We start from the raw sequence: 20,881 nt of genomic DNA, 5'->3' as shown, positions 1-20,881 counted from the left end.
GCGGTTCAGACGGTGGCCCCGGCGTTGGGATCGTTGGGATCGCCGTCCTTTTTGGTGGTGGTGGTCTTGATCAGGTCTTCGCGCTTGACGCCCAGCCACATGGCGATTGCCGCAGCCACGAACACCGACGAGTAGATGCCGAACAGGATACCAATGGTCAGCGCGAGTGCAAAGTAATGAAGGCTCGGGCCACCGAAGAAGAACATCGACAGCACCATCGCCTCGGTGGAGGCGTGGGTGATGATGGTCCGGCTCATGGTGCTGGTGATGGCGTGGTCGATCACCTCGTGCGTCGTCATCTTGCGGTATTTGCGGAAGGCCTCGCGGATCCGGTCGAAAATCACGACCGATTCGTTGACCGAATACCCCAGCACGGCCAGCACGGCGGCCAGCACCGACAGCGAGAACTCCCATTGGAAGAACGCGAAGAACCCGAGGATGATCACCACGTCGTGCAGGTTGGCGATGATGGCCGCCACCCCGAACTTCCACTCGAAGCGGAAGGCCAGGTAGATCATGATGCCCACCACCACCATCCCGAGCGCCATCAGGCCGCCGTGCACGAGCTCCTCGCCGACCTGCGGGCCGACGAATTCGGTGCGGCGCAGCGTCACCTCGGCATCGGCTGCCTTGAGGGCCGTCAGAACGCCCTCGCTCTGTTGCGCGGACGTCACGCCCTTTTGTACGGGCAGGCGGATCATCACGTCGCGTGCGGAGCCGAAGGTCTGCACCTGCACGTCCGGGTAGCCCAGCGCCGAGACCGTCTCGCGCACCTTGGACAGCTCGGCCGGCTGGCTGTAGGCCACTTCCATGACCGTGCCGCCGGTGAACTCCACCGACAGGTGCAGCCCGCGCGTGAGCAGGAAAAACACGGCCAGCGCGAAGGTGATGAAGGAGATCGCGTTGAAGATCAACGCGTGCTTCATGAAGGGGATGTCTTTTTTGATGCGGAAGAATTCCATGGCCGTTGCCCCTTAGTTCGTTTTGGCCACAGCGGTATCGGCGTCCGGCGTCCAGATCTGGCCGATCGATACGCTCTTGAGCTTCTTCTGGCGCCCGTACCACAGGTTCACCAGGCCGCGCGAGAAGAACACGGCCGAGAACATGCTGGTCAGGATGCCGATGCAGTGCACCACGGCAAAGCCGCGCACCGGGCCGGAGCCGAAGGCGAGCAGGGCCAGGCCGGCGATCAGTGTGGTCACGTTGGAGTCCAGGATGGTCGCCCAGGCGCGCTCGTAACCCGTGTTGATCGCCGCCTGCGGCGACATGCCCGCGCGCAGTTCCTCGCGGATGCGTTCGTTGATCAGCACGTTGGAGTCGATGGCCACGCCGATGGCGAGCGCCATGGCCGCAATGCCCGGCAGCGTGAGCGTGGCCTGCAACATGGACAGCACGGCCATCAGCAGCAGCACGTTGACCCCCAGCGCGATGCTGGAAAACACGCCGAACAGCATGTAGTAGAAGCACATGAAGGCCGCGATGGCCGCCAGGCCCCAGACCACGCTGTGGATGCCACGCTCGATGTTGTCGGCACCCAGGCTCGGGCCGATGGTGTATTCCTCGATGATCTCCATGGGCGCGGCCAGCGAACCGGCGCGCAGCAGCAGCGCCGTGTCGTTGGCTTCGGCCGTGGTCATGCGGCCCGAGATCTGCACCCGGCCACCACCGATTTCGCTGCGGATCACAGGGGCCGTGACCACTTCGCCCTTGCCCTTTTCGAAGAGCACGATGGCCATGCGCTTGCCGATGTTCTCGCGCGTGATGTCGCGGAAGATGCGCGAGCCCTTGGCGTCCAGCGTGAGGTTCACGGTGGGCTCCTGGGTCTGGCCATCAAAGCCGGGCTGGGCGTCGGTCAGGTTTTCGCCGGTCAGGATGACCTGCTTCTTGACCACCACGGGCTGGCCGTTGCGCTCGGGGTAGCGCTCGGAGCCGAACGGCACCGGGCCGCGGCCCGATTCGGCGGCGCGGGCTTCAGTGCCCTCATCGACCATGCGCACTTCGAGCGTGGCGGTGCGGCCCAGAATGTCTTTGGCCTTGGCCGTGTCCTGCACGCCGGGCAGTTGCACCACGATGCGGTCCAGCCCCTGCTGCTGGATCACGGGTTCGGCCACGCCCAGTTCGTTGATCCGGTTGTGCAGCGTGACCATGTTCTGCTTGAGCGCCTGCTCCTGCACGCGGCGCGTGGCCTCGGGCTTGATGCTGGCGCGCAGCTTGAATTCGCTGCCGTCCGGCACGCTGGTGCTCACCAGGTCGGGGAACTGGTCGCTGATGAGGTTGCGCGCCGCCGTGAGCGTGGCTTCGTCGCGCAGGCGCACTTCGACGGTCTGGCCATCGCGGCTGATGCCGCCATGGCGGATGCTCTTGTCGCGCAGCAGGGTGCGCAGATCGCCGGCATACGACTCGGCCTTCTTGGTCAGTGCGGCCTGCATGTCCACCTGGAGCATGAAGTGCACGCCACCGCGCAGGTCCAGGCCCAGGTACATGGGCATGGCGTGGATGGAGGTCAGCCACTTGGGGGACAGCGAGAACATGTTCAGCGCCACCACGTAGGAGACGTCGGACTCGTTGGGAACCAGGACCTTCTGGATTGCGTCCTTGGCCTTGCCCTGGGTCTCCACCGAATCGAGCTGCGCCCGCACGGAATTGCCTTCCAGGCTCACCGACACCGGCGTGATGTTGGCCGCCTTGAGCGCCTCTTCCACGCGCTGCAGTACGGAGGTGTCCACCTTCACGGCAGAGGGTTTGGCGGACGACACCTGCACGGCAGGCGCCTCGCCGAAGAAATTGGGCAGGGTGTACAGGGTCCCCACCAGCAGCACGATCACCAGGATCGCGTACTTCCACACCGGATATCGGTTCATGATCGCGCTCTTGCCTCTTGGAAAGCTTCAGGGGGCGCCGCCCTTGCAGGCCGGAACGCCCCGGATACAGGGGGCTGGAAGGCCTTACTTGACCGAGCCCTTGGGCAGGACCTGCACCACGGCGCTGCGCTGCAGCTGAACTTCAACGCCGCTGGCGATCTCGATGTGCAGGAAACCTTCGGACAGGCGCGTGACCTTGCCCACGATGCCGCCAGCCGTCGCCACTTCATCGCCCTTGGCAATGGCGTCGATCATGGCGCGGTGCTCCTTCTGTTTCTTCATCTGGGGGCGGATCATGACGAAGTACAGCACCACGAACATGAGCACCAGGGGCAGCATGCCGGTGAGCGAGGACATCATGTCACCACCGCCCGCAGCGGCGGCGGGAGCAGTCTGGGCAAAAGCAGAAGAAATAAACACGGACGAAACTCCACAACGGATGGTCAAAACACACTGAAAACCGCCTGCAGCGAGCGCCAAGGCGCGCGCTGGGCGCAACAGGACATTGTATGCGGGCCCTTGCCACGCCCCCAAGGGGTATGACCCAAGCCGGCGGCGGGTGTTTGTTGCCTGCCACCGGCCTGCCGGGCGCCACCGCCACGCCCCGCTACACAATGCCGCCCAGGGCAAACCAGCAAAGGAGGTGACGCTACACTCCTGATAGCAAAAAGCCCGCGCAAGCGCGGGCTCTGCGAGAAAGGTGCGGCCACGCCGCCCAACTTCAAGCGGCCTTGCGCTCGGCCCGCACGGCACCGCCCTGGCGCCATTGGGCCATCAGGCCGTCCCACTTGGGGCGGGCCGTGGCCAGGTGGCGCTCCTTCACATGGCCGTAGCCGCGAATGTCTTCGGGAATGCGCGCGATGTCGACGGCCAGCCCCAGGTTGTCGGCCGTCAGGCCCTGCAGCAACTCGTCGATCGAGGCGCGGTACTCCACGATCAGCGCGCGCTCCATGCGGCGCTCCTCGGTGCGGCCAAACACGTCGAACGCGGTGCCGCGCAGGCCCTTGAGCTTGGCCAGCACGCCGAAGGCGCTGCGCATCCACGGGCCGAATGGCTGCTTGACCAACTCGCCACGGTCGTTCTTCTTGGCCGTCATGGGCGGTGCCAGGTGGTGCACCAGCTTGTAATCGCCTTCGAACATGTTCGCGATTTTGTCCGTGAAGGCCTTGTCGGTGTGCAGGCGCGCCACCTCGTACTCGTCCTTGTAGGCCATGAGCTTGAACAGATAGCGGGCCACCGCCTCCGACAGGCGGGTGCCGGCGCCCAGCTTGCCCTCGGCGGCCCGCACCTTTTCCACGAAGGCCGTGTACTCGGAGGCGTAGGCGGCGTTCTGGTAACCCGTGAGGAAGTCCACACGCTTGGACAGCATCTCGGTCAGCGAAGGCTTCTTGACGAACTCGATCACTTGCGCGGCCTGGAACAGCGACTGCACGGCCTTGAGGTCATGGGCGCAGCGGCGGCCCCATTCGAACGCTGCCTTGTTGTTGTCCACCTGCACGCCATTGAGTTCCATGGCGCGCATCAGCGAAGCGAACGTCAGCGGCACGCGGCCTTTCTGCCATGCGTAGCCCAGCATCAGCGGGTTGGTGTAGATGCTGTCGCCCAGCAGTTGGGTGGCAACCTGCTCGGCATCGAAGCTGCCCACGCCACCGGCCCCCACGGCCGCCTCGATGGCGCTGTCGCAGTTGGCACCGGGGAACTGCCAGTTCGGGTTGGTCACGAAGGCCGCCGTGGGCGTGCCATGCGTGTTGAGGGCCACGAAGGTGCGGCCCGGCTGCATCACGGCCAGGGTGTACTTGTGCGCGGCGACGATGGAATCGCAGCCGATCACCAGGTCGGCCTTGGCGGTATCGACCTTGGTGGTGTAGATGGCCTCGGGGCGGTTGGCGATCTGGATGTGGCTCCAGGTGGCGCCGCCCTTCTGGGCCAGGCCACCGGCGTCCTGGGTGATGACGCCCTTGCCATCCAGGTGCGCGGCCATGCCCAGCAAAGAGCCGATGGTGATCACGCCCGTGCCGCCCACGCCGCCGACCACGATGCCCCAGGCCGTCTCGGCCACCGGCAGTACCGGGTCCGGGATGGCCGGCAGGCTGGCCAGGTCGCCCTTCTTTTCCTTCTTGGGCTTCTTGAGCTTGCCGCCTTCCACCGTGACGAAGCTCGGGCAGAAGCCGTTCACGCAGGAGTAGTCCTTGTTGCAGGTGCTCTGGTTGATGCGGCGCTTGCGGCCGAATTCCGTCTCCACCGGCTCCACGCTCAGGCAGTTCGACTTGGTGGAGCAATCGCCGCAGCCCTCGCACACCAGGTCGTTGATGACCACGGTCTTGTCCGGCGTCGCCAGGGTGCCGCGCTTCCTGCGGCGGCGCTTTTCGGTGGCGCAGGTCTGGTCGTAGATGATGACCGTGCAGCCCTTGATCTCGCGGAACTGGCGCTGCAGCGTGTCGAGTTCGTCGCGGTGGTGCACCGTCACGCCTTCGGCCAGCGCCACGCCGTCGTACTTCTGCGGTTCATCGGTCACGATGATGAGCTTGACCACGCCCTCGGACTTCAGGCTGTTCATGATCTGCAGCACCGAATGGCCCTCGGGCCGCTCGCCCACCTTCTGGCCGCCGGTCATGGCCACGGCGTCGTTGTAGAGCACCTTGTAGGTGATGGTGGTGCCTGCGGCGATGCTCTGGCGGATGGCCAGCAGCCCGCTGTGGAAGTAGGTGCCGTCGCCCAGGTTGGCAAACACATGCTGGTCGGTGGTGAACGGTGCCTGGCCCACCCAGGTGACGCCCTCGCCACCCATCTGCGTGAAGGTGGAGGTGTTGCGGTCGGGCATCCAGTTGGCCATGTAGTGGCAGCCAATGCCGGCCACGGCGCGCGAGCCCTCGGGGACGCGGGTGCTGGTGTTGTGCGGGCAGCCGCTGCAGAACCAGGGGGCGCGCTCGCCCGTGTCCACCTTGAGCTCGGCCATCGCGCGCTCGCTGGCCTCGATGACGGCGATGCGCGAATCCATGCGCGCGATGATGTCGCTCGACACACCGAGCTTCTTGAGGCGCTTGGCGATCGCCTTGGCGATGATGGCGGGCGTCAGGTCGGCCTTGGCGCGCAGCAGCCAGTTCTGGCTGGGGTTGGGCATGGACCATTCGCCGCCGGTGGCATCGCCCTCGGGCTCGTCGAACTTGCCCAGCACATGGGGGCGCACGTCCGAGCGCCAGTTGTACAGCTCTTCCTTGAGCTGGTATTCGATGACCTGGCGCTTTTCCTCGACCACCAGGATCTCCTGCAGGCCCTGGGCAAAATCGCGCGTGATGGTGGCCTCGAGCGGCCAGACCACGTTGACCTTGTGCACGCGGATGCCGAGCTGGCGGCAGGTGTCGTCATCGAGGCCCAGGTCCACCAGGGCCTGGCGCGTGTCGTTGTAGGCCTTGCCGCTGGCGATGATGCCGAAGCGGTCGTTGGGCCCCTGGATCACGTTGTAGTTGAGCTTGTTGGCGCGCACATAGGCCAGGGCTGCGTACCACTTGTAGTCCATGAGGCGCGCCTCCTGCTCCAGCGGCGCGTCGGGCCAGCGGATGTGCAGGCCGCCGGGCGGCATCACGAAGTCCTCGGGCATCACGATCTTCACGCGATCCGGGTCCACCGAGATGCTGCTCGACGATTCGACCACTTCCTGGATGGTCTTCATGCCCGACCACACGCCCGAAAAACGGCTCATGGCAAAGGCGTGCAGACCCATGTCCAGGATTTCCTGAACGCTGCTCGGAAAGAACACCGGCGTGCCGCAGGCCTTGAAGATGTGATCGCTCTGGTGCGCGGCCGTGCTGCTCTTGCTGATGTGGTCGTCGCCGGCAATGGCGATCACCCCGCCATGCTTGGCCGTGCCGGCCATGTTGGCGTGCTTGAACACGTCCGAGCATCGGTCCACGCCCGGGCCCTTGCCGTACCAGATGCCAAAGACGCCGTCGAACTTCTTGCTCTGCGGGTACAGGTCCAGCTGCTGCGTGCCCCACACGGCCGTCGCGCCGAGCTCCTCGTTTACCCCGGGCTGGAAGACGATGTTGTTCGCCGCCAGGTGCTTCTTGGCGGCCCACAGGGACTGGTCGTAGGTACCGAGCGGCGAGCCGCGGTAGCCGCTGATGAAGCCGGCCGTGTTGAGCCCCTGCATCGCATCGCGCTGGCGCTGCAGCATGGGCAGGCGAACCAGCGCCTGCACCCCGCTCATGAAAGCACGCCCGCTATCTAAGGCGTATTTGTCGTCGAGCGTGACGGTCTCGAGGGCCTTGCGAATGTGTTCAGGCAATGGAGCGTTCACAGTGCACCTCCTTCGCAGGCGCGCTCGACGCCAAATCCGCGGCGCTCGGCGTTGCCGATCGCGGCCTCTTTGTGCCTGCGGCTCAACCCGCCATGCGGGTTGTCGTCCAGCGTGACGGTCTCGAGGGACTTGCGGATGTGCTCGGGCAGTGGGGCGTTCATGGCTATGTCTCCAATGGCTTTTTTGTGGGGTACGCCTCTTGTGAAGGCGGTGTTCACGGCCGCGCCGCACGTTTAGTGCAGCGCCTCCAATGTGAGATAAGTGTATGCCTGCTCCGCTGATAAGTCTTTGCGTTGTGTGCCGCATTTTGGCTATTCTGAGAAAGGATCTTTCTTAAATTGGTCATTTTGTGAACACTCTCGACAAATTCGACATCGCCATCCTCAACGAGCTGCAGACCGATGCCCGGCTGACCAATGCCGAGCTGGCCCAGCGCGTGGGCCTGTCGGCCGCGCCATGCTGGCGCCGCGTGCGTGCGCTGGAGGAAGAAGGCTTCATCAAGGGCTACCGCGCCGAGATCGACCGCAACAAGATCGGCCTCGGGGTGCTGGCCTTCGTGCGCCTGGACGCCGACCGCAGCACGGGCAACCTCACGCGCGAGATGGAAGACGCGATCGCCAAGATCCCCGAGGTCGTGGCCTGCCACTACATCAGCGGCACCGGCACCTTCGAGCTGCAGGTCGTGGCGCGCGACCTGGAGAGTTTTTCGCAGTTCGCGCGCAACGTGCTGCTCAACCTGCCGAATGTGAAAGACATGCACACCAGCTTTTCGCTGGGCGAAGTCAAGGCCAGCGGGGCGCTGCCGCTCACGCACCTGGCTCGCCCTCGCAGCTGATCGCGCTATACATTCAATAGCAAAAGCTGCCCATGCCCGAGCACGGGCCTGGGTTGTCGGACGACCCGCTGGCACTTGGCAGCCGTCCCGCGCACAATAGGGGTGCATGCCACCATTGCCGTCCCACGAAAGCACGCGCAGCGTCGCACCCGAGTCCTCCCCCACCAGTGAGAGGGCCAGCGCCGCGCAGGGACCGGAGGAAAGCACAGCCGCCCAGCCCGGTCCGACCGCCGAGCAGCGGGCCTCGCTGTCCACCCTGGCGCCACTCTCGGTGCCGGTGTTCCGCATGCTCTGGCTGACCTGGGTGGCGGCCAATACCTGCATGTGGATGAACGACGTGGCGGCCGCCTGGCTCATGACCTCGCTCACCACCTCACCGATCCTGGTGGCGCTGGTGCAGTCGGCCTCCACCCTGCCGGTGTTCCTGCTGGGCCTGCCCAGCGGCGCGCTGGCCGACATCCTGGACCGGCGGCGCTACTTCATGGCCACGCAGTTCTGGGTGGCCGCCGTGGCGCTGGTGCTGTGCGCGGCCGTGCTGGTCGGCGGCATGACGGCGCCACTGCTGCTGGGGCTGACCTTTGCCAACGGCATCGGGCTGGCCATGCGCTGGCCGGTGTTCTCCGCCATCGTGCCCGAGCTGGTCAGCCGCGCCCACCTGCCTGCGGCCCTGGCCCTCAATGGCATCGCCATGAACGCCTCGCGCATCATCGGCCCGCTGGTGGCCGGCGCCATCATCGCCAGCGCCGGCAGCGCCTGGGTCTTCGTGCTCAACGCGGTGCTGTCGGTGGGCTCGGGCCTGGTGATCATGCGCTGGAAGCGCGACCACGTGCCAAGCCCCCTGGGACGCGAGCGGCTGCCCAGTGCCATGCGCGTGGGCCTGCAGTTTGTGCGCCAGTCGCCGCGCATGCGCGCCGTGCTCTGGCGCATCTCCATCTTCTTCCTGCACGCCACCGCCCTGCTGGCCATGCTGCCCCTGCTGGCCAAGGGACTGGAGGGCGGCGGCGCGGGCACCTTCACGCTGCTTCTGGCATCCATGGGGGCGGGGGCCATCGTGGCCGCCATGTTCCTGCCGCGCCTACGCCAGGCCATGCCGCGTGACGTGCTGGTGCTGCGCGGCACCCTGCTGCAGGCGGCGGCCACCGCCGTGATGGCCGTGGCCCCCAATGTCTACGTGGCAGTGCCCGCGATGCTCGTGGGCGGCATGGCCTGGATCACCACGGCCAACTCGCTCAGCGTGTCGGCCCAGCTGGCGCTGCCCAACTGGGTGCGGGCACGCGGCATGTCCATCTACCAGATGGCCATCATGGGATCGACCGCCCTGGGGGCTGCCGTGTGGGGCCAGGTGGCCACGGTCACCAGCGTACACGCCAGCCTCGGGCTGGCCGCCGTCACGGGCACCATTGCCATGGTGGTCGTGCAGCGCCTGGTGGCCGACCGCAGCATCGAGGAGGACCTGAGCCCCTCGCAGGCCTTCAAGGCCCCTGTGGCGCCCACCCCGCCCGAGCGCGGGCATGTGGTGGTGACCATCGAATACTTCATCGACCCGGCGCGCGCCACCGACTTCCGCGCGCTGATGCAGGAGAGCCGCCGCAGCCGCCTGCGCCAGGGCGCGCTCTCGTGGCAGCTGCAGCACGACATCGCCGACCCGGCGCGCTACGTGGAGCAGATCGAGGACGAATCATGGACCGAGCACCTGCGCCGCTTCGACCGCGTCACCGCCTCCGACGTGGCGCTGCGTGAACGCAAGCTGGCCTTCCACCTGGGCGACGCCCCACCTGTGGTCTCGCGCTTTGTGGTGGAGCGCTGATCTCTCGGTCTGCTTGCGGCGCTATGCCCCGCTCTGCGCAAAGCTGCGCCGCAGAACCCCCAGCAGCATGGAGCGCAGCAGCGGCAGCAAGGGGTCGGCCGGGGCAGGCCCGGCTTTGAGCGCCCCATCCAGGGCGGTGCCGTGCACGGCCACGGTCGCCGTCACCTCGGCACACCAGCGTTCTGCGAGCCGAGCAGACTCCTGCACCGGCACGCGGGCCTGGTGCGCGATGACCAGGTAGCGGGTGCAGGCCGCTTCGGCAATATGCCGCAACACCTCCTCGGCCGCGCCCTTCTTCTGGAAACTGCGCAACACCCAGGCGGTGGTGCCGCCGAGCAGCGCCCCCAGGGCCGTGCCGGCCCCCAGCGTCATGCCGCCAGAGCCTATGTCGATCAGCGCTCCAACCTTGGCACCCGCCGCAGCGCCTGCGGCGGCGCCGGCGGATGTGCCAAGGACCATCGCCGTTCCATCCGCCTTGCGCGCTGGCACCCCATGGGGGCCAGAAGGCGCCGGCCCTTGTGGCACGGCACCATGCCCATGGAGCGACCACAGCACGGCATCAAGCGCCTGCACCTGCTGCGCATAGCGCGCGGCATGGTCATTCGCGCCCCCACCCGCGCTGAGGCTGGCAACAGCGCGCAGGTGCTGCGCCAGGGCCTGCAGCGATGTTTCAAAGCGCTCTTCATTGCGCGCCACCCAGGCCTGGCGCAGCCTCCCCAGCGCCGGCTGGTGCCGGGGCAGCAAGGCGCCCAGGCGGTCGAACAGCGCCGGCTCCAGCACCCAGCTCTCGGCGAACTCCTGCCAGCGCAGTTCCAGCAAGGGCGCTGCCTGCCAGGCAGGGGGAACAGGTGCGCCACCCGGCACGCTGCCCCAGGCCAGTACCGCATCGACCGGCTGGCTGTCGGCGGTTCCGGCGGCGTCAACGAAGCGAAGGCGATCACCCTGCGCACTGTGCACCACCCCCTGCTGCGCGTGCCAGGCCACAATGCCGTGCAGGGCGGTGGCTTGCGCGGCGTCCGAGGACTGCAGCCCGACAAGGATGTCGCTCGGCATCCCCTGGCGCACCGTGTCGAAGGCACTGTCCTGCGGGTCGATGCGCAATGACCGGGTCAGCCGGGCCTGTTGCCAGCGCGCCCAGGCCACCAGGGCCAGCCGAGGCAGCACCACGACGAGGGCCAGCAAGCCCACGTACATCCACACCCAGCGGCTGCCTGCGACGCCTTCGCCCGCAAAGTCCTGGGTGGCGGCGATGTCCTGCAGCGAGAACGGGGCTAGGCCGACCAAGGCGGTGAGCGGCCAGAAAAGCACCGTGACGATGGCGTGCACATGCCCGGCATCGAGGAAGGTGCTTTCCCAGCCGAACTGGTAGCGAACGACCAGACCCCGCAGCAGCAGCGAGGACGCGATCCCCGCTGCCCAGGCCGCCGCACACAGGTGCAACACGCCTGAAGTGCGCTGCGCGAAGAGTCCTGCGGTGTGGGCGAACCATCGCTGATGGAATTGCGCCGCGATGCGGGCCGTCAGGCTCCGCCGCCCCGCGCGTGCGCTGGGCGCGCATACCCAGTGGCACAACGCCGGCATCGCCCGCATCACCCGCTCGCCACCGGTCGGTGGACGCGCGGCACGGTAGGCGAGCAAGCAATACAGGGCCAGGTTCCAGGCAAGCACCAGCAGCAGCGGGGCCGAGAGCAGGTCCACGCGGTGCGCGTTGGCGATGCGGTCGATGGCCAGCCCCAGCAGCAGGGCGGCCAGGGGCAGGGCGCGGGCCAACCACTGCAGGCGCACACTGGGCCGCTCCAGCGCCGCAATGGCGGCGTCCCTGCCACTGGCACGCGCGACGATGGCGGCAGTCCGGTCGAGCACAATGTCGCCCACGTCCACGCGCTGCACGCCGCGCTCGCGGGCCGCAGCGATGGCGCTGCGTGTGGCATCGTCGATCTCGGCCTGGCCGATGAGCATGCGCTCGGTATCGACATGTTCGATCGCCTGGGCCAGCACCACCGTGCGCAGTTGCTGCTCGGTCACGCGCATGCCGCTTTATCCCCCTTGGTTGGAGCGGGGCAAGGCATGGTGATGCCTATTTGGGCCAGAGCACCCACAGCCGCAGCCCCTGCTTGAGCCGGCCGGCGATGTCGCCGGCCTCCTGCCCCCAGCCCGTGAAGTAGTCGGCCCGCACGGCACCCAGGATGGCGCTGCCCGTGTCCTGCGCCAGCACCAGCCGGTTCAGTTGCACCTGCGGCCCCGTGGAGGCCAGCCACACGGGCGTGCCGTAGGGAATGCTCTGGCGGTCCACCGCGATGGAGCGGCCCGGCGTGAGCGCCACGCCCTGCGCGCCCTTGGGACCGAAGCCGGCCTCCATGCCGTCGAGCGTTTCTTCGCGGAAGAACACGTAGCGCGGGTTGGCCCAGAGCAGCTCGTTGGTGCGCTGCGGGTTCTGCGCCAGCCAGGCGCGGATGCCGGGCCAGGTGGCGTCGCGCGTGGCGCCCTGGTCCAGCAGCCAGCGGCCCACGCTCTGGTAGGGCTGGTCGTTGGTGCCGGCGTAGGCCACGCGCACCAGGGTCACCGAGCCATCGGGCTCGGCCACGCGCAGGCGGCCCGAGCCCTGGATGTGCAGCACCATCGATTCGACCGGGTCGCGCAGCCAGGCGATGGCACGGCCCTGCAGCGCGGCTTGCGCCTCGGGCAGCGTGTCGATCTGCTGGCGCGTGTACCAGGGCTTGCGCGCACCATGCCCCGCCGGCAGGCGGTACACCGGTACGGTGAAGCCGTTGCCGGGCTGGCGCGCGGCGTCGATCATGGGCTCGTAGTAGGCGGTGAGCAAGCCCTCGGGGTTGCCCTCGACCGACTCCACGCGGTAGGGCTGCAGCCGCGCCACCATCCAGGCGCGCTGCTCCTCGGGCGTGGCGATGCTCAGCTGGCGCACCTCGCCGCACAGCAGCGTGAACTGCGGCGCAGGGCGCTCGCAGCTCTTGATCCAGGCGTTCCAGGCCTCGTGCAGCGCATCGTTGGCAAAGCCCGGCAACTCGGCCCAGCGCACCGGGATCCAGCGGCTCTTGGGCTGTGCCATGGCGGGCGGCAGGGGACCGTTGTCTCCCGGAACGAACACGGCGCCGGGCACGGGTGCGGGAAAGATGGCCCCAGGCGAAGAGGGGCTTGTGGGGGCAGGCCGGGAGGCACAGGCGGCCAGCGTTCCTACAATCAGCGCCGTCATCACAAGGCGCAGGAGTGTCAATTTCATGGGTCTGATTTTGCTTGAAGCGCTGCTGGCGCTGGTGGTGCTGGTGGCCATTGTCTGGTGGACCATGTTTTCGGGGCGCCGCAGCGGCGAACTCAAGGCCCCGGAACCTGAGGAAGGCAAGGACGCCAGCGCGCCGACACCCAAGGACTGAACGCGGGTATCAATGCCCCAGGCGCAGCAGGTTGGCCAGCTCCACGGCTGATTTCACCTGCATCTTGTCGAACACGCGCGCGCGGTGCACTTCCACCGTGCGCACGCTGATGTCGAGCTGGTCCGCGATGAGCTTGTTGGGCAGGCCCGCCACCACCAGGTCCATCACGTCGCGTTCGCGCTCGGTCAGGTCCGCCAGACGCACCTGCAGGTCGCTGCGCTCGCGCAGCGCGGCCAGGTGGGCGGCTGATTGCGCCAGCGCCTGCTCGATGCGGTCCACCAGCGCGTTGTCGGAAAACGGCTTTTCGCAGAAGTCGAAGGCGCCGCGCTTGACCGCATCCACGGCGGTAGGCACATCGGCATGGCCGGTGAGAAAGATCACCGGCATGGTCGCCAGGTCGCCGCGCACGATCAGCAGGTCGAACAGCGCCAGGCCGCTCATGCCCGGCATGCGCACGTCCAGCAGCAGGCAGCAGGGCTGGCGCTGCGCCGGGCGCGACTGCAGCGCGGCATCGAAGGCTTCGGCGCTGTCGAAGGACTCGCTGGGCAGGCGGCGCGAGCGCAGCAGCCAGGCCAGCGCTTCGCGCACGCCCGCATCGTCGTCGACGATGTACACGGTGGCATTGGAGACGGGTTCCATCAGGAGGGTGCAGGTTGGTAGACGGGCAGCGTGAAGGTGAATACCGTACCACGCGGTTCGTTGGCGGCAAAACCGAGAAAACCGCCATGCTGCTCGATGACGGTGCGGCACAGGCTCAGGCCCAGCCCCATGCCCTCGGCGCGCGTGGTGAAGAAGGGGGTGAACAGGCGTTCGGCCACGTCGGGTTCGATGCCGGCACCCAGGTCGGCCACGGAGAACTCGATCCAGGCCTGGTGCGCGTTCGATGCGGCGCGGCGCGCCCGGATCTCCAGCACCCGCTTGGAGATGCCCGGCACGTCCATGGCCTGCATGGCGTTGCGCGCCAGGTTGAGCAGCACCTGCTCGACCATGGTGCGGTCGCACAGCGCAGCGGGCAGCTCCGGCTCCATCACGGTGTGGACCCGCACGCCGATCTTGCGCGCCTGCAGGCTCACCAGCGGCATGATGGCGTCGAGCAATTGCTGCGCCGTGACGGCCTCGCGCGCCTGGTCGCGGCGGCGCACGAAGTCGTGCACGCTCTTGATCACCTTGCCCGCACGCTCGGCCTGGCGCGCAATCTGCTGCATGGCCATGCGCACGTCCTGCAGGCTTTCGGGTGGCGGCACCTCACCCGCGCCAGCGGGTGCCTGCAGCAGGTTCATGGAGCCCGTGGCGTAGCTCGATATGGCCGCCAGCGGCTGGTTCAGCTCGTGGCTGAGCAGCGAAGCCATCTCGCCCACGGTGGCCAGGCGCGCCGTGGCCTGCAGGCGCTCCTGCGAGGCGCGCGAGAGTTCCTCGATGCGGCGCTGCTCGCTGATGTCGAGAAAGGCGCTCATCCAGCCGGTGTGCAGCCCCTGGGCATTGATCAGCGGCGCCTCGATGATGAGCACCGGAAAGCGCGTGCCATCCTTGCGCATGAACTCCGACTCGAAGCCTTCGCGCGGCGGCATGTAGCCGGCAAAGCGGATGGCCTGGCGCTGCTGGTATTCCTCCACGCGCTCGGGCGGCCAGTAGGGGGCCGATACGCTCAGGCCCAGCAGCTCCTGCGGCGCAAAGCCCACCATGTCGCAGAACGCCGGGTTGACGTAGGTGATGCGGCCCTCCAGGTCGCGCGCACGCAGGCCCGTGACCAGCGAATCCTCCATGGCCTTGCGAAACGCCAGCGCGTCCCCCAGGTCGCGCTCGGCGCGCAGGCGCCGGCGGTTGTCGCGCACCAGCACCACCATCACCGTGACCAGCGCGATGGACATGGCCGTGACCAGCGCCGTGAGCACGTTGGGGAACAGGCTCGGGGCGCTGTGCCAGGTGTCCATGCGCAGCACCAGGGTGGCGCCGGGCAGGTCCAGCAGGTGCGTGGCCGTGAACATGCGCGAGCCGCGCCGCGCCGCGCCCAGCACCGCCAGGCGCGTGCCGTCGGCCTCGGTGAAGGAAGCCTCCTGGCTGCGCGTGAGGCTGTGCCCCACCAGGTCTTCGAGCATGGCGTTGAGCGCATAGGTGGCCACCAGGAAGCCGGTGCTGCGCCCGCCCGACGTGATGGGCAGGCACAGCTCCATCATCTCCGAGCCCAGGCCGTCGCCATGCGGCTGGAAGTAGCTGCTGGAATACGCCGGCCCGCTCAGCCGGCGCGCATTGGCACAAGCCAGCGAGGCATCGGAGTGGGCGCTCTCGCGCGTGCCCCGGTCCCAGTACACGGGGCGGTACGGTGTCTGCACCTGCGAGCGCAGCCGCATGCCGGTGTCGCGCCACTCCAGGCGCACCAGTTCGCGGTGGCCGCGCAGCAGCTCGGAGGCATTCACCTCCCAGGCCAGGATGCCCGGGTCATCGGCATGCAGGGCCTGCAGGCTCTGCAGGTTGCGCGTGAGGGCCACGCGCACGTCCGAGACGGCGTCTGACGTGTCGCGTTCGAGCCGGCTTTGCACCTGGCTGGCTTCGTAGCGCCCGGCCAGCCAGACCACGGTGACCAGCATGGCCACCACCAGGGCCACCAGCAGCGTCCACAGCGACCAGCGCCGCCAGGCACCACGCCAGCGCTGCCACAGGGTTCGGCGCGGCTTGCTCACAGCACGCGATGGCCCAGGGCAGGCAGCTGGCTGCGCACCTCGCGCAGGCGCGCCCTGGCCAGCGTGCCCAGGGCGATGCCGGCGCCTTCTGCGTGCAGCGCTGCGACCTCACCCCAGGGGTCGACCAGCATGCTGTGGCCCCAGGTGCGCCGGCCGTTTTCGTGCACGCCGCCCTGGGCCGGTGCCAGCACGTAGGCCAGGTTCTCGATGGCGCGGGCACGCAGCAGCACCTCCCAGTGCGCCTTGCCCGTGGTGTGGGTGAAGGCGCTGGGCACCAGCAGCAGGTCGGCCCCGGCACGGGCATGGGCGCGGTAGAGCTCGGGAAAACGCAGGTCGTAGCAGACGCTCAGGCCCACGTGCCAGAGCTCGCCCTCGCGCGAGCGCAGCTCGAACTGCACCACCTCGTCCCCAGGCTCGATCACCCGGCTCTCAAAGAACTGATCGTGGCCATTGTCGAAGTGGAACAGGTGGATCTTGTCGTAGCGCGCAACGCAGGCACCCTCGGGGTTGAAGGCCAGCGTGGTGTTGCGCACGCGCACGGGGTCGTTGCCGCGCAGCGGCAGGGTTCCACCCACCACCCACAGGCCGAGCTCGCGCGCAGCCCGTGCGAGAAAGTCCTGGATCGGTCCTTCGCCAGGCGACTCCTGCAGCGCCAGCTTGTCCGTGTCCTTCCGGCCCATGATGCAGAAGTATTCGGGCAGCACGGCCAGCTCGGCGCCGCCCCGCGCCGCCTGCTCCAGCAGGGCCCGCGCCGCAGCCAGGTTGTCGTCGAGGTGGGTGCCGGAAACCATCTGCAGGGCGGCGACTTTCATGAGGGTTCTCCGGTTCGGGGGGCAGGGGGTGGCGGTCCGGTGTCCGCCGCAGCGCCCGAAACGCGGGTGCGCCGGGGCACGCGCACCACGCGCGGGTCGGACCAGGAGCCATCGATGCGGAACTCCTGGGTCGCCGCCTCGATGAGCGGGCCGCGCAGGAACACCTGGGCCAGGAAGCTGCCCAGGCCGATCACCGGGTTGATGGCGGTCGCCACCAGCGAGGCCGTCATGGCATTGATCTCGGGCACCACCACCACGCGCAGGTCCTGCGTTTCGCGGTCGATGTCGGCACTGCCCTCCATCAGCACGGCGGCGTTCACGCCCTTCATCTGCAGGTTGTTGGTGGTGGCCACGCCCTGCTCGATGCGCAGGTCGCCGCGCACGAAGTCGAAGGCAAAGCCTTCGCTGAAGACATCGCGGAAGTCGAGCGTCAGGCGCCGCGGCAGCGACTGCAGGCTGAGCACGCTGAGCAGCTTGGCCAGGCCCGGATCGGCCTTGAGGAACTGGCCGGCCTCGATGTTCACGTTGACCAGACCCGTCATCGAGCGGTAGTCGGGGCTGAAGGGTGCGCCTACCCAAGCCACCTGGCCTTCCATGCGGCCCTTGCCGCGCCGCAGCACGCCCGGCATGGCAAAACGCGCCAGCAGGTCGCCCGAATCGCGGATGTCGAGCCGGAAATTGAGCACCGTGCGCCGCTCGCCGGCCCCGCTCCCCGCCATCCGCGCCTGGTTGAGCAGGGCCCAGTTGCCGCTGGCCGTCAGGCTGCCTTCGGGCGAGGTGATGTTGAACTTGGACAGGCGCCACTCGCGCGGCGTGGTGTCGCTGCCCCGGTTCTGCGCCTCGATCTCCACCCGGCCCAGCCGGCGGCCACGCAGCTCGAAATCGTCGACCACGATGTCCAGGGCGGGCAGCGACCCGGGCTGTTCTTCCAGCAGTGCCTCGACCTGTTTGGCGTCGCTCTGCGGCATGTTCAGCCGCGACAGGCGCGCAAACAGCCGCCCGTTGCCCGAGTCGCCGCCCCCGCCCTCGCGGAACTCCACGAAGCCGCTGAGTTCGCTGGCGTCGATGTTGCCCTTCCAGACCGGGCCATCGCGCTGCCCGCCTGCCACCACGTTGTGCAAGGTGCGCCCTTGCGCCGACAGCTCCTTGGCGCGCAGCGCCACGGTGGTGGGCAGGTAGTCCAGAGTGGTGCTGGTCAAGGTGGAGGGCGTGCCTGGGGTGCGCGCTGCACTGCCTGCCGGGCGCGGCGGGCTGAGCAGGTCCTCCCAGGCGTCGATGTCCAGTTTGGCCAGCTGGATATTGGCCGCCACCCCTTCTGGGGGCATGGGCGCCGACTCTCCGGGCGCCAGCCCCACGCCGATGGCCCCGCGCAGCACGCGCGGCTGGGCGCCGCTGACGTCTCGGTGGTAGGTGGCCGAGCCCAGGGCCCCCAGGTCCAGCGTGATCTGGTCGCGCAGGGGGGGTGGCGTGCCCGCGGCGGTCACCGTGCCGGTCAGCGATTCGCGCGCCAGCGAGTTGTCGTAGCGCAGCGGCAGGGTGGTCTCGGCCGTCTTGCCCAGCGGCGCCGGCAACGCCAGCGCCATCCCCTGCAGGCTGGTCGTCACCTGCACCTCAGGCACCCCACGGCGAAAGGCCAGTGCCAGTGTGTAGGGCGCGCTGCCCGTGGCCTGGCTGGCCAGTTGCGACAGCAGCCCCATCTGCGGCGCCTGCTGCAGCCCCTCGGCCGTGGCCGTGCCTTGCGCACGCAGCTGGATGGCGGCCTCCGTGGCCGGGGCATTGGCGGCCAGGGCGCGCATGCCCCCTTCCAGCCGCACATCGCCGCCCAGCGCCCGGGCCTGCACGCCGACCAGCGAAAAACCCGTCTCGCTGAACTGCACCGCGCCCCGCGCACGGCCGAGCATCGGCGTGTCGGGGGTGATGCGCACGTCGTTGCCGGCCAGGGTAATACCGCCCTGCACCCGGGATTTGTCGATGTTGCTGATGGGCAGGGTCAGCTTGAGCTGGAGGTCGGCCTGGCCGGTGCCGCTGGCCTGTGCCAGGGCATTGCCCGTCAGGCGCGAAAGCGGCGAGGTGTTCACCACGCTGAGCAGTTCGGACAGCGGTCCGCGCGCGTCGGCATTGACGCCGACCACGGTGTGCGAAAGATCGGGGATGGAGGCCTCCACCCGCGACACGCGCACGCCGGACGTGCCCGCAAAGCTGCCACTGGCGCCACGCACCTGCATGGACGAGCGCTCGAAGATCAGCTCGCCCTGCAGTTGCGTGAGCGCCGGCCAGCGCAGCGGATCGTTCGGGTGCAATTGGGGTGGCACGAAGGCATAGGTCACGTCCTTGACGCGCGCGGCAATGCGGAATTCGCCCAGGCGCGGGTCGTTGAAGGGCAGGTCGTGCAGGTCGCCCTTGACCTTGAAGTCGACCCCGCTGGCCGTACCGGCCACCACGCCGTCGCGCACGTAGTGGCGGGCATCCTCGGGGATGGACAGCGGCAGGTAACGGTGCACGCGCGTGCCGTCGGCGCGCGTGAGCTTGCCCGACAGGTCCAGCACGCCCGGAAATCGCGAGCGGTGCGGTGGCTTCGTCGCATCGGCGGTATGCCAGGTGGCCCGCGCCTCGCCCTGGGCATCGGCATTGGCGAACTTCACGTCATTGACCTGCACCGCGATGCGCTCGCCCTCCAGCTGCCAGCGCACCTCGGCGCTCAGGCGGTCCAGCGGCAGCAGGGGGTCTTCGAACACACCGGGCAGCAATAGGGCACCGGATTCGATGGCGAGCTGGGCCTTGCCGCCGCCCTGCGTCATGTCCAGGTCTACCGTGGCACCGCGCAGCCCCAGGCTCTGGGCGGCCCCGTTGCTCAGTTCCCCCGCCAGCGCCAGGCCCTGGATGCGGCCGCGCAGCTGGTACTGCTGCAGCGCATCGAGCGGCCCCTTCCAGTTCGCCTGGATCTCGTGCACCAGGCCCTTGGGTGCGTACTGGCGCACGGCATCGTGCGCCGTGCTGCCCAGGGGCAGGCGGCTGGCGATCTGCGCCAGGGCCGCCAGCTCCAGCCGGTCGGCACGAAAATCGCCCTGCGCGGGTACTTTGGCTGTGGCATCGGTGTACACCAGCTTCACGTTGCCCCCGGGCCAGCGCAGGCCGTCGTCGGTGGTGAACTGCAGGCCCTGCGTGGAAAACTCGAAGCCGCCCTTGAGCTGGCGCCCGCCCAGGCGCCCGGCGACGGAGGGCAGCACCAGGGGCTCCAGCCCCGGGCCCAGGGTGGCGTTCACGTCCGCCAGTGCCAGGTCGGCCGTGCCGCCCACGATCTGGCCGCTCCTCACGTCCGCCCAGGCCCGGAGGGCACCACGGCCCTGGGCCACATCCACCCCCAGGTCCGCATGGTGGCGCAGCCGGGATACGTCCACCCGCGCGAAGTCGGCGTAGACCTGGCCGTTCCAGTGCTGCCAGTTGCCGTCGCGCGCGCGCAGCAGCGGCGCGCGGAACAGGCCGACCAGGGTGAAGCGGTCGCCCCAGTCGGGCGGCGGCGTGGCGTCCACGCGCATGCGGTGGCTCCAGTTGCCGTTGCGCACCAGCAGATCCACATCGGTGAGCGCCAGCTGCGGTGCGTTGCGCATCTCGTCGGTCCAGCGCAGGGTGCCGCCCTTGATGAGCACCTCGCCCTGCGAGAAGAACCAGTCGGCCGCGCTGCTGCTGTCGCTGCCGCTGTCCTTCATGGCCAGGCCCGCCACGGTGATGCGGCCGTCGCTGGCGCGGCGGATGTCCAGGTCCGGCTTCTCTATATAGAGCTGCTCGAAGCCGAAGTTCAGCAGCGAGCGCGGCGACAGGGCCACGACCACGCGCGGCAGGCGCAGTGCCTCGCGGCCGGCGCTGTCCAGCAGCGCCACATTCACCAGCTCCACGGAAGGGATCAGCCCCTCCGAGCGGGCGCTGATGGCCCCGATGCGCACGGGAACCCCTAGCGCCCGTGCGGCATGCGCTTCCAGCTGCGGGCGGAACTCGCCGATTCGCGGCACAATCCAGCCATGAAGGGCCCCCCAGGCGATGGTCAGCAGCAGCCAGAAGGCCAGCAGCAACCCCAGTGACCACCGCGCAAAGCCTGCCACTGTCTTGAGCAGGCGTGAGGGGTGCGGGGTGGGATCGATCATGGTGGGATTGAATGTGGCAGGAATTATGACCCGCGGTTTCCTTGTGGGTTCAATGAGAACCAG

At 68.4% G+C, this 20,881-nt stretch carries 14 protein-coding genes; 3 read left to right on the top strand and 11 right to left on the bottom strand.

The annotated features are described in order from the left end of the window. Window positions 1-5: 5 nt before the first annotated feature. The 5 genes from secF to ASE28_RS32040 form a co-directional block, all read right to left on the bottom strand. Window positions 6-962: a protein translocase subunit SecF gene (secF, locus tag ASE28_RS14230; RefSeq protein WP_057267099.1), complete on the bottom strand. Its 957-nt coding sequence runs from the start codon at window positions 960-962 to the stop codon at window positions 6-8. 12 nt (window positions 963-974) lie between these two features. After that, on the bottom strand, window positions 975-2,861 hold the full coding sequence (gene secD / locus ASE28_RS14225; protein ID WP_057267097.1) for a protein translocase subunit SecD: 1,887 nt from the start codon (window positions 2,859-2,861) through the stop codon (window positions 975-977). 84 nt (window positions 2,862-2,945) lie between these two features. Further along, on the bottom strand, window positions 2,946-3,281 hold the full coding sequence (gene yajC, locus ASE28_RS14220; protein ID WP_057200655.1) for a preprotein translocase subunit YajC: 336 nt from the start codon (window positions 3,279-3,281) through the stop codon (window positions 2,946-2,948). A 301-nt stretch (window positions 3,282-3,582) separates the two neighbouring features. Beyond that, entirely contained in the window at window positions 3,583-7,158 is a 3,576-nt protein-coding gene (locus tag ASE28_RS14215; protein ID WP_057267095.1) for an indolepyruvate ferredoxin oxidoreductase family protein, read from the bottom strand. Beyond that, window positions 7,155-7,319 (bottom strand): hypothetical protein, encoded by a 165-nt coding sequence (locus ASE28_RS32040; protein WP_157421970.1) that lies wholly within the window; start codon window positions 7,317-7,319, stop codon window positions 7,155-7,157. The genes ASE28_RS14215 and ASE28_RS32040 overlap by 4 nt, the downstream gene beginning before the upstream one ends. A 188-nt stretch (window positions 7,320-7,507) precedes the next feature. Between ASE28_RS32040 and ASE28_RS14210 the strand changes: the two genes are divergently transcribed. Both ASE28_RS14210 and ASE28_RS14205 read left to right on the top strand, forming a co-directional pair. After that, on the top strand, window positions 7,508-7,993 hold the full coding sequence (locus ASE28_RS14210) for an Lrp/AsnC family transcriptional regulator (RefSeq protein WP_057267094.1): 486 nt from the start codon (window positions 7,508-7,510) through the stop codon (window positions 7,991-7,993). Between the two features lie 106 nt (window positions 7,994-8,099). Then, window positions 8,100-9,800 (top strand): MFS transporter, encoded by a 1,701-nt coding sequence (locus tag ASE28_RS14205; RefSeq protein WP_057267092.1) that lies wholly within the window; start codon window positions 8,100-8,102, stop codon window positions 9,798-9,800. Window positions 9,801-9,821: 21 nt separating this feature from the next. Here ASE28_RS14205 and ASE28_RS14200 read toward each other — a convergent pair whose 3' ends face one another. Both ASE28_RS14200 and ASE28_RS14195 read right to left on the bottom strand, forming a co-directional pair. Continuing rightward, window positions 9,822-11,831, bottom strand: a complete 2,010-nt coding sequence (locus ASE28_RS14200) for a DUF2868 domain-containing protein (protein ID WP_057267090.1) — start codon at window positions 11,829-11,831, stop codon at window positions 9,822-9,824. Between the two features lie 46 nt (window positions 11,832-11,877). Beyond that, window positions 11,878-13,104: a murein transglycosylase A gene (locus tag ASE28_RS14195; protein ID WP_164470714.1), complete on the bottom strand. Its 1,227-nt coding sequence runs from the start codon at window positions 13,102-13,104 to the stop codon at window positions 11,878-11,880. Between ASE28_RS14195 and ASE28_RS32605 the strand changes: the two genes are divergently transcribed. Next, window positions 13,037-13,189 carry a hypothetical protein gene (locus ASE28_RS32605; protein ID WP_164470713.1) on the top strand — a complete coding sequence of 51 codons (153 nt, stop codon included), beginning with the start codon at window positions 13,037-13,039 and terminating at the stop codon, window positions 13,187-13,189. The two genes, ASE28_RS14195 and ASE28_RS32605, sit on opposite strands and share 68 nt — an antisense overlap. Window positions 13,190-13,198: 9 nt before the next feature. Here ASE28_RS32605 and ASE28_RS14190 read toward each other — a convergent pair whose 3' ends face one another. Genes ASE28_RS14190 through ASE28_RS14175 form a run of 4 tightly spaced genes read right to left on the bottom strand, consistent with a single transcriptional unit; the run spans window position 13,199 to window position 20,818 of the window. Continuing rightward, window positions 13,199-13,828, bottom strand: a complete 630-nt coding sequence (locus ASE28_RS14190; protein WP_057200647.1) for a response regulator transcription factor — start codon at window positions 13,826-13,828, stop codon at window positions 13,199-13,201. After that, window positions 13,828-15,867 (bottom strand): nitrogen regulation protein NR(II), encoded by a 2,040-nt coding sequence (locus ASE28_RS14185; protein WP_057200646.1) that lies wholly within the window; start codon window positions 15,865-15,867, stop codon window positions 13,828-13,830. Before ASE28_RS14185 ends, ASE28_RS14190 begins: the two co-directional genes overlap by 1 nt. Then, window positions 15,864-16,679 (bottom strand): carbon-nitrogen hydrolase family protein, encoded by an 816-nt coding sequence (locus ASE28_RS14180; protein ID WP_057267086.1) that lies wholly within the window; start codon window positions 16,677-16,679, stop codon window positions 15,864-15,866. Before ASE28_RS14180 ends, ASE28_RS14185 begins: the two co-directional genes overlap by 4 nt. Next, entirely contained in the window at window positions 16,676-20,818 is a 4,143-nt protein-coding gene (locus tag ASE28_RS14175) for a YhdP family protein (RefSeq protein ID WP_057267085.1), read from the bottom strand. The genes ASE28_RS14180 and ASE28_RS14175 overlap by 4 nt, the downstream gene beginning before the upstream one ends. Window positions 20,819-20,881: the final 63 nt, after the last annotated feature.

It is taken from the genome of Acidovorax sp. Root219, assembly GCF_001428665.1.
Lineage (GTDB): Bacteria > Pseudomonadota > Gammaproteobacteria > Burkholderiales > Burkholderiaceae_C > Acidovorax.
This window is presented reverse-complemented; position numbering and strand designations above follow the sequence as displayed.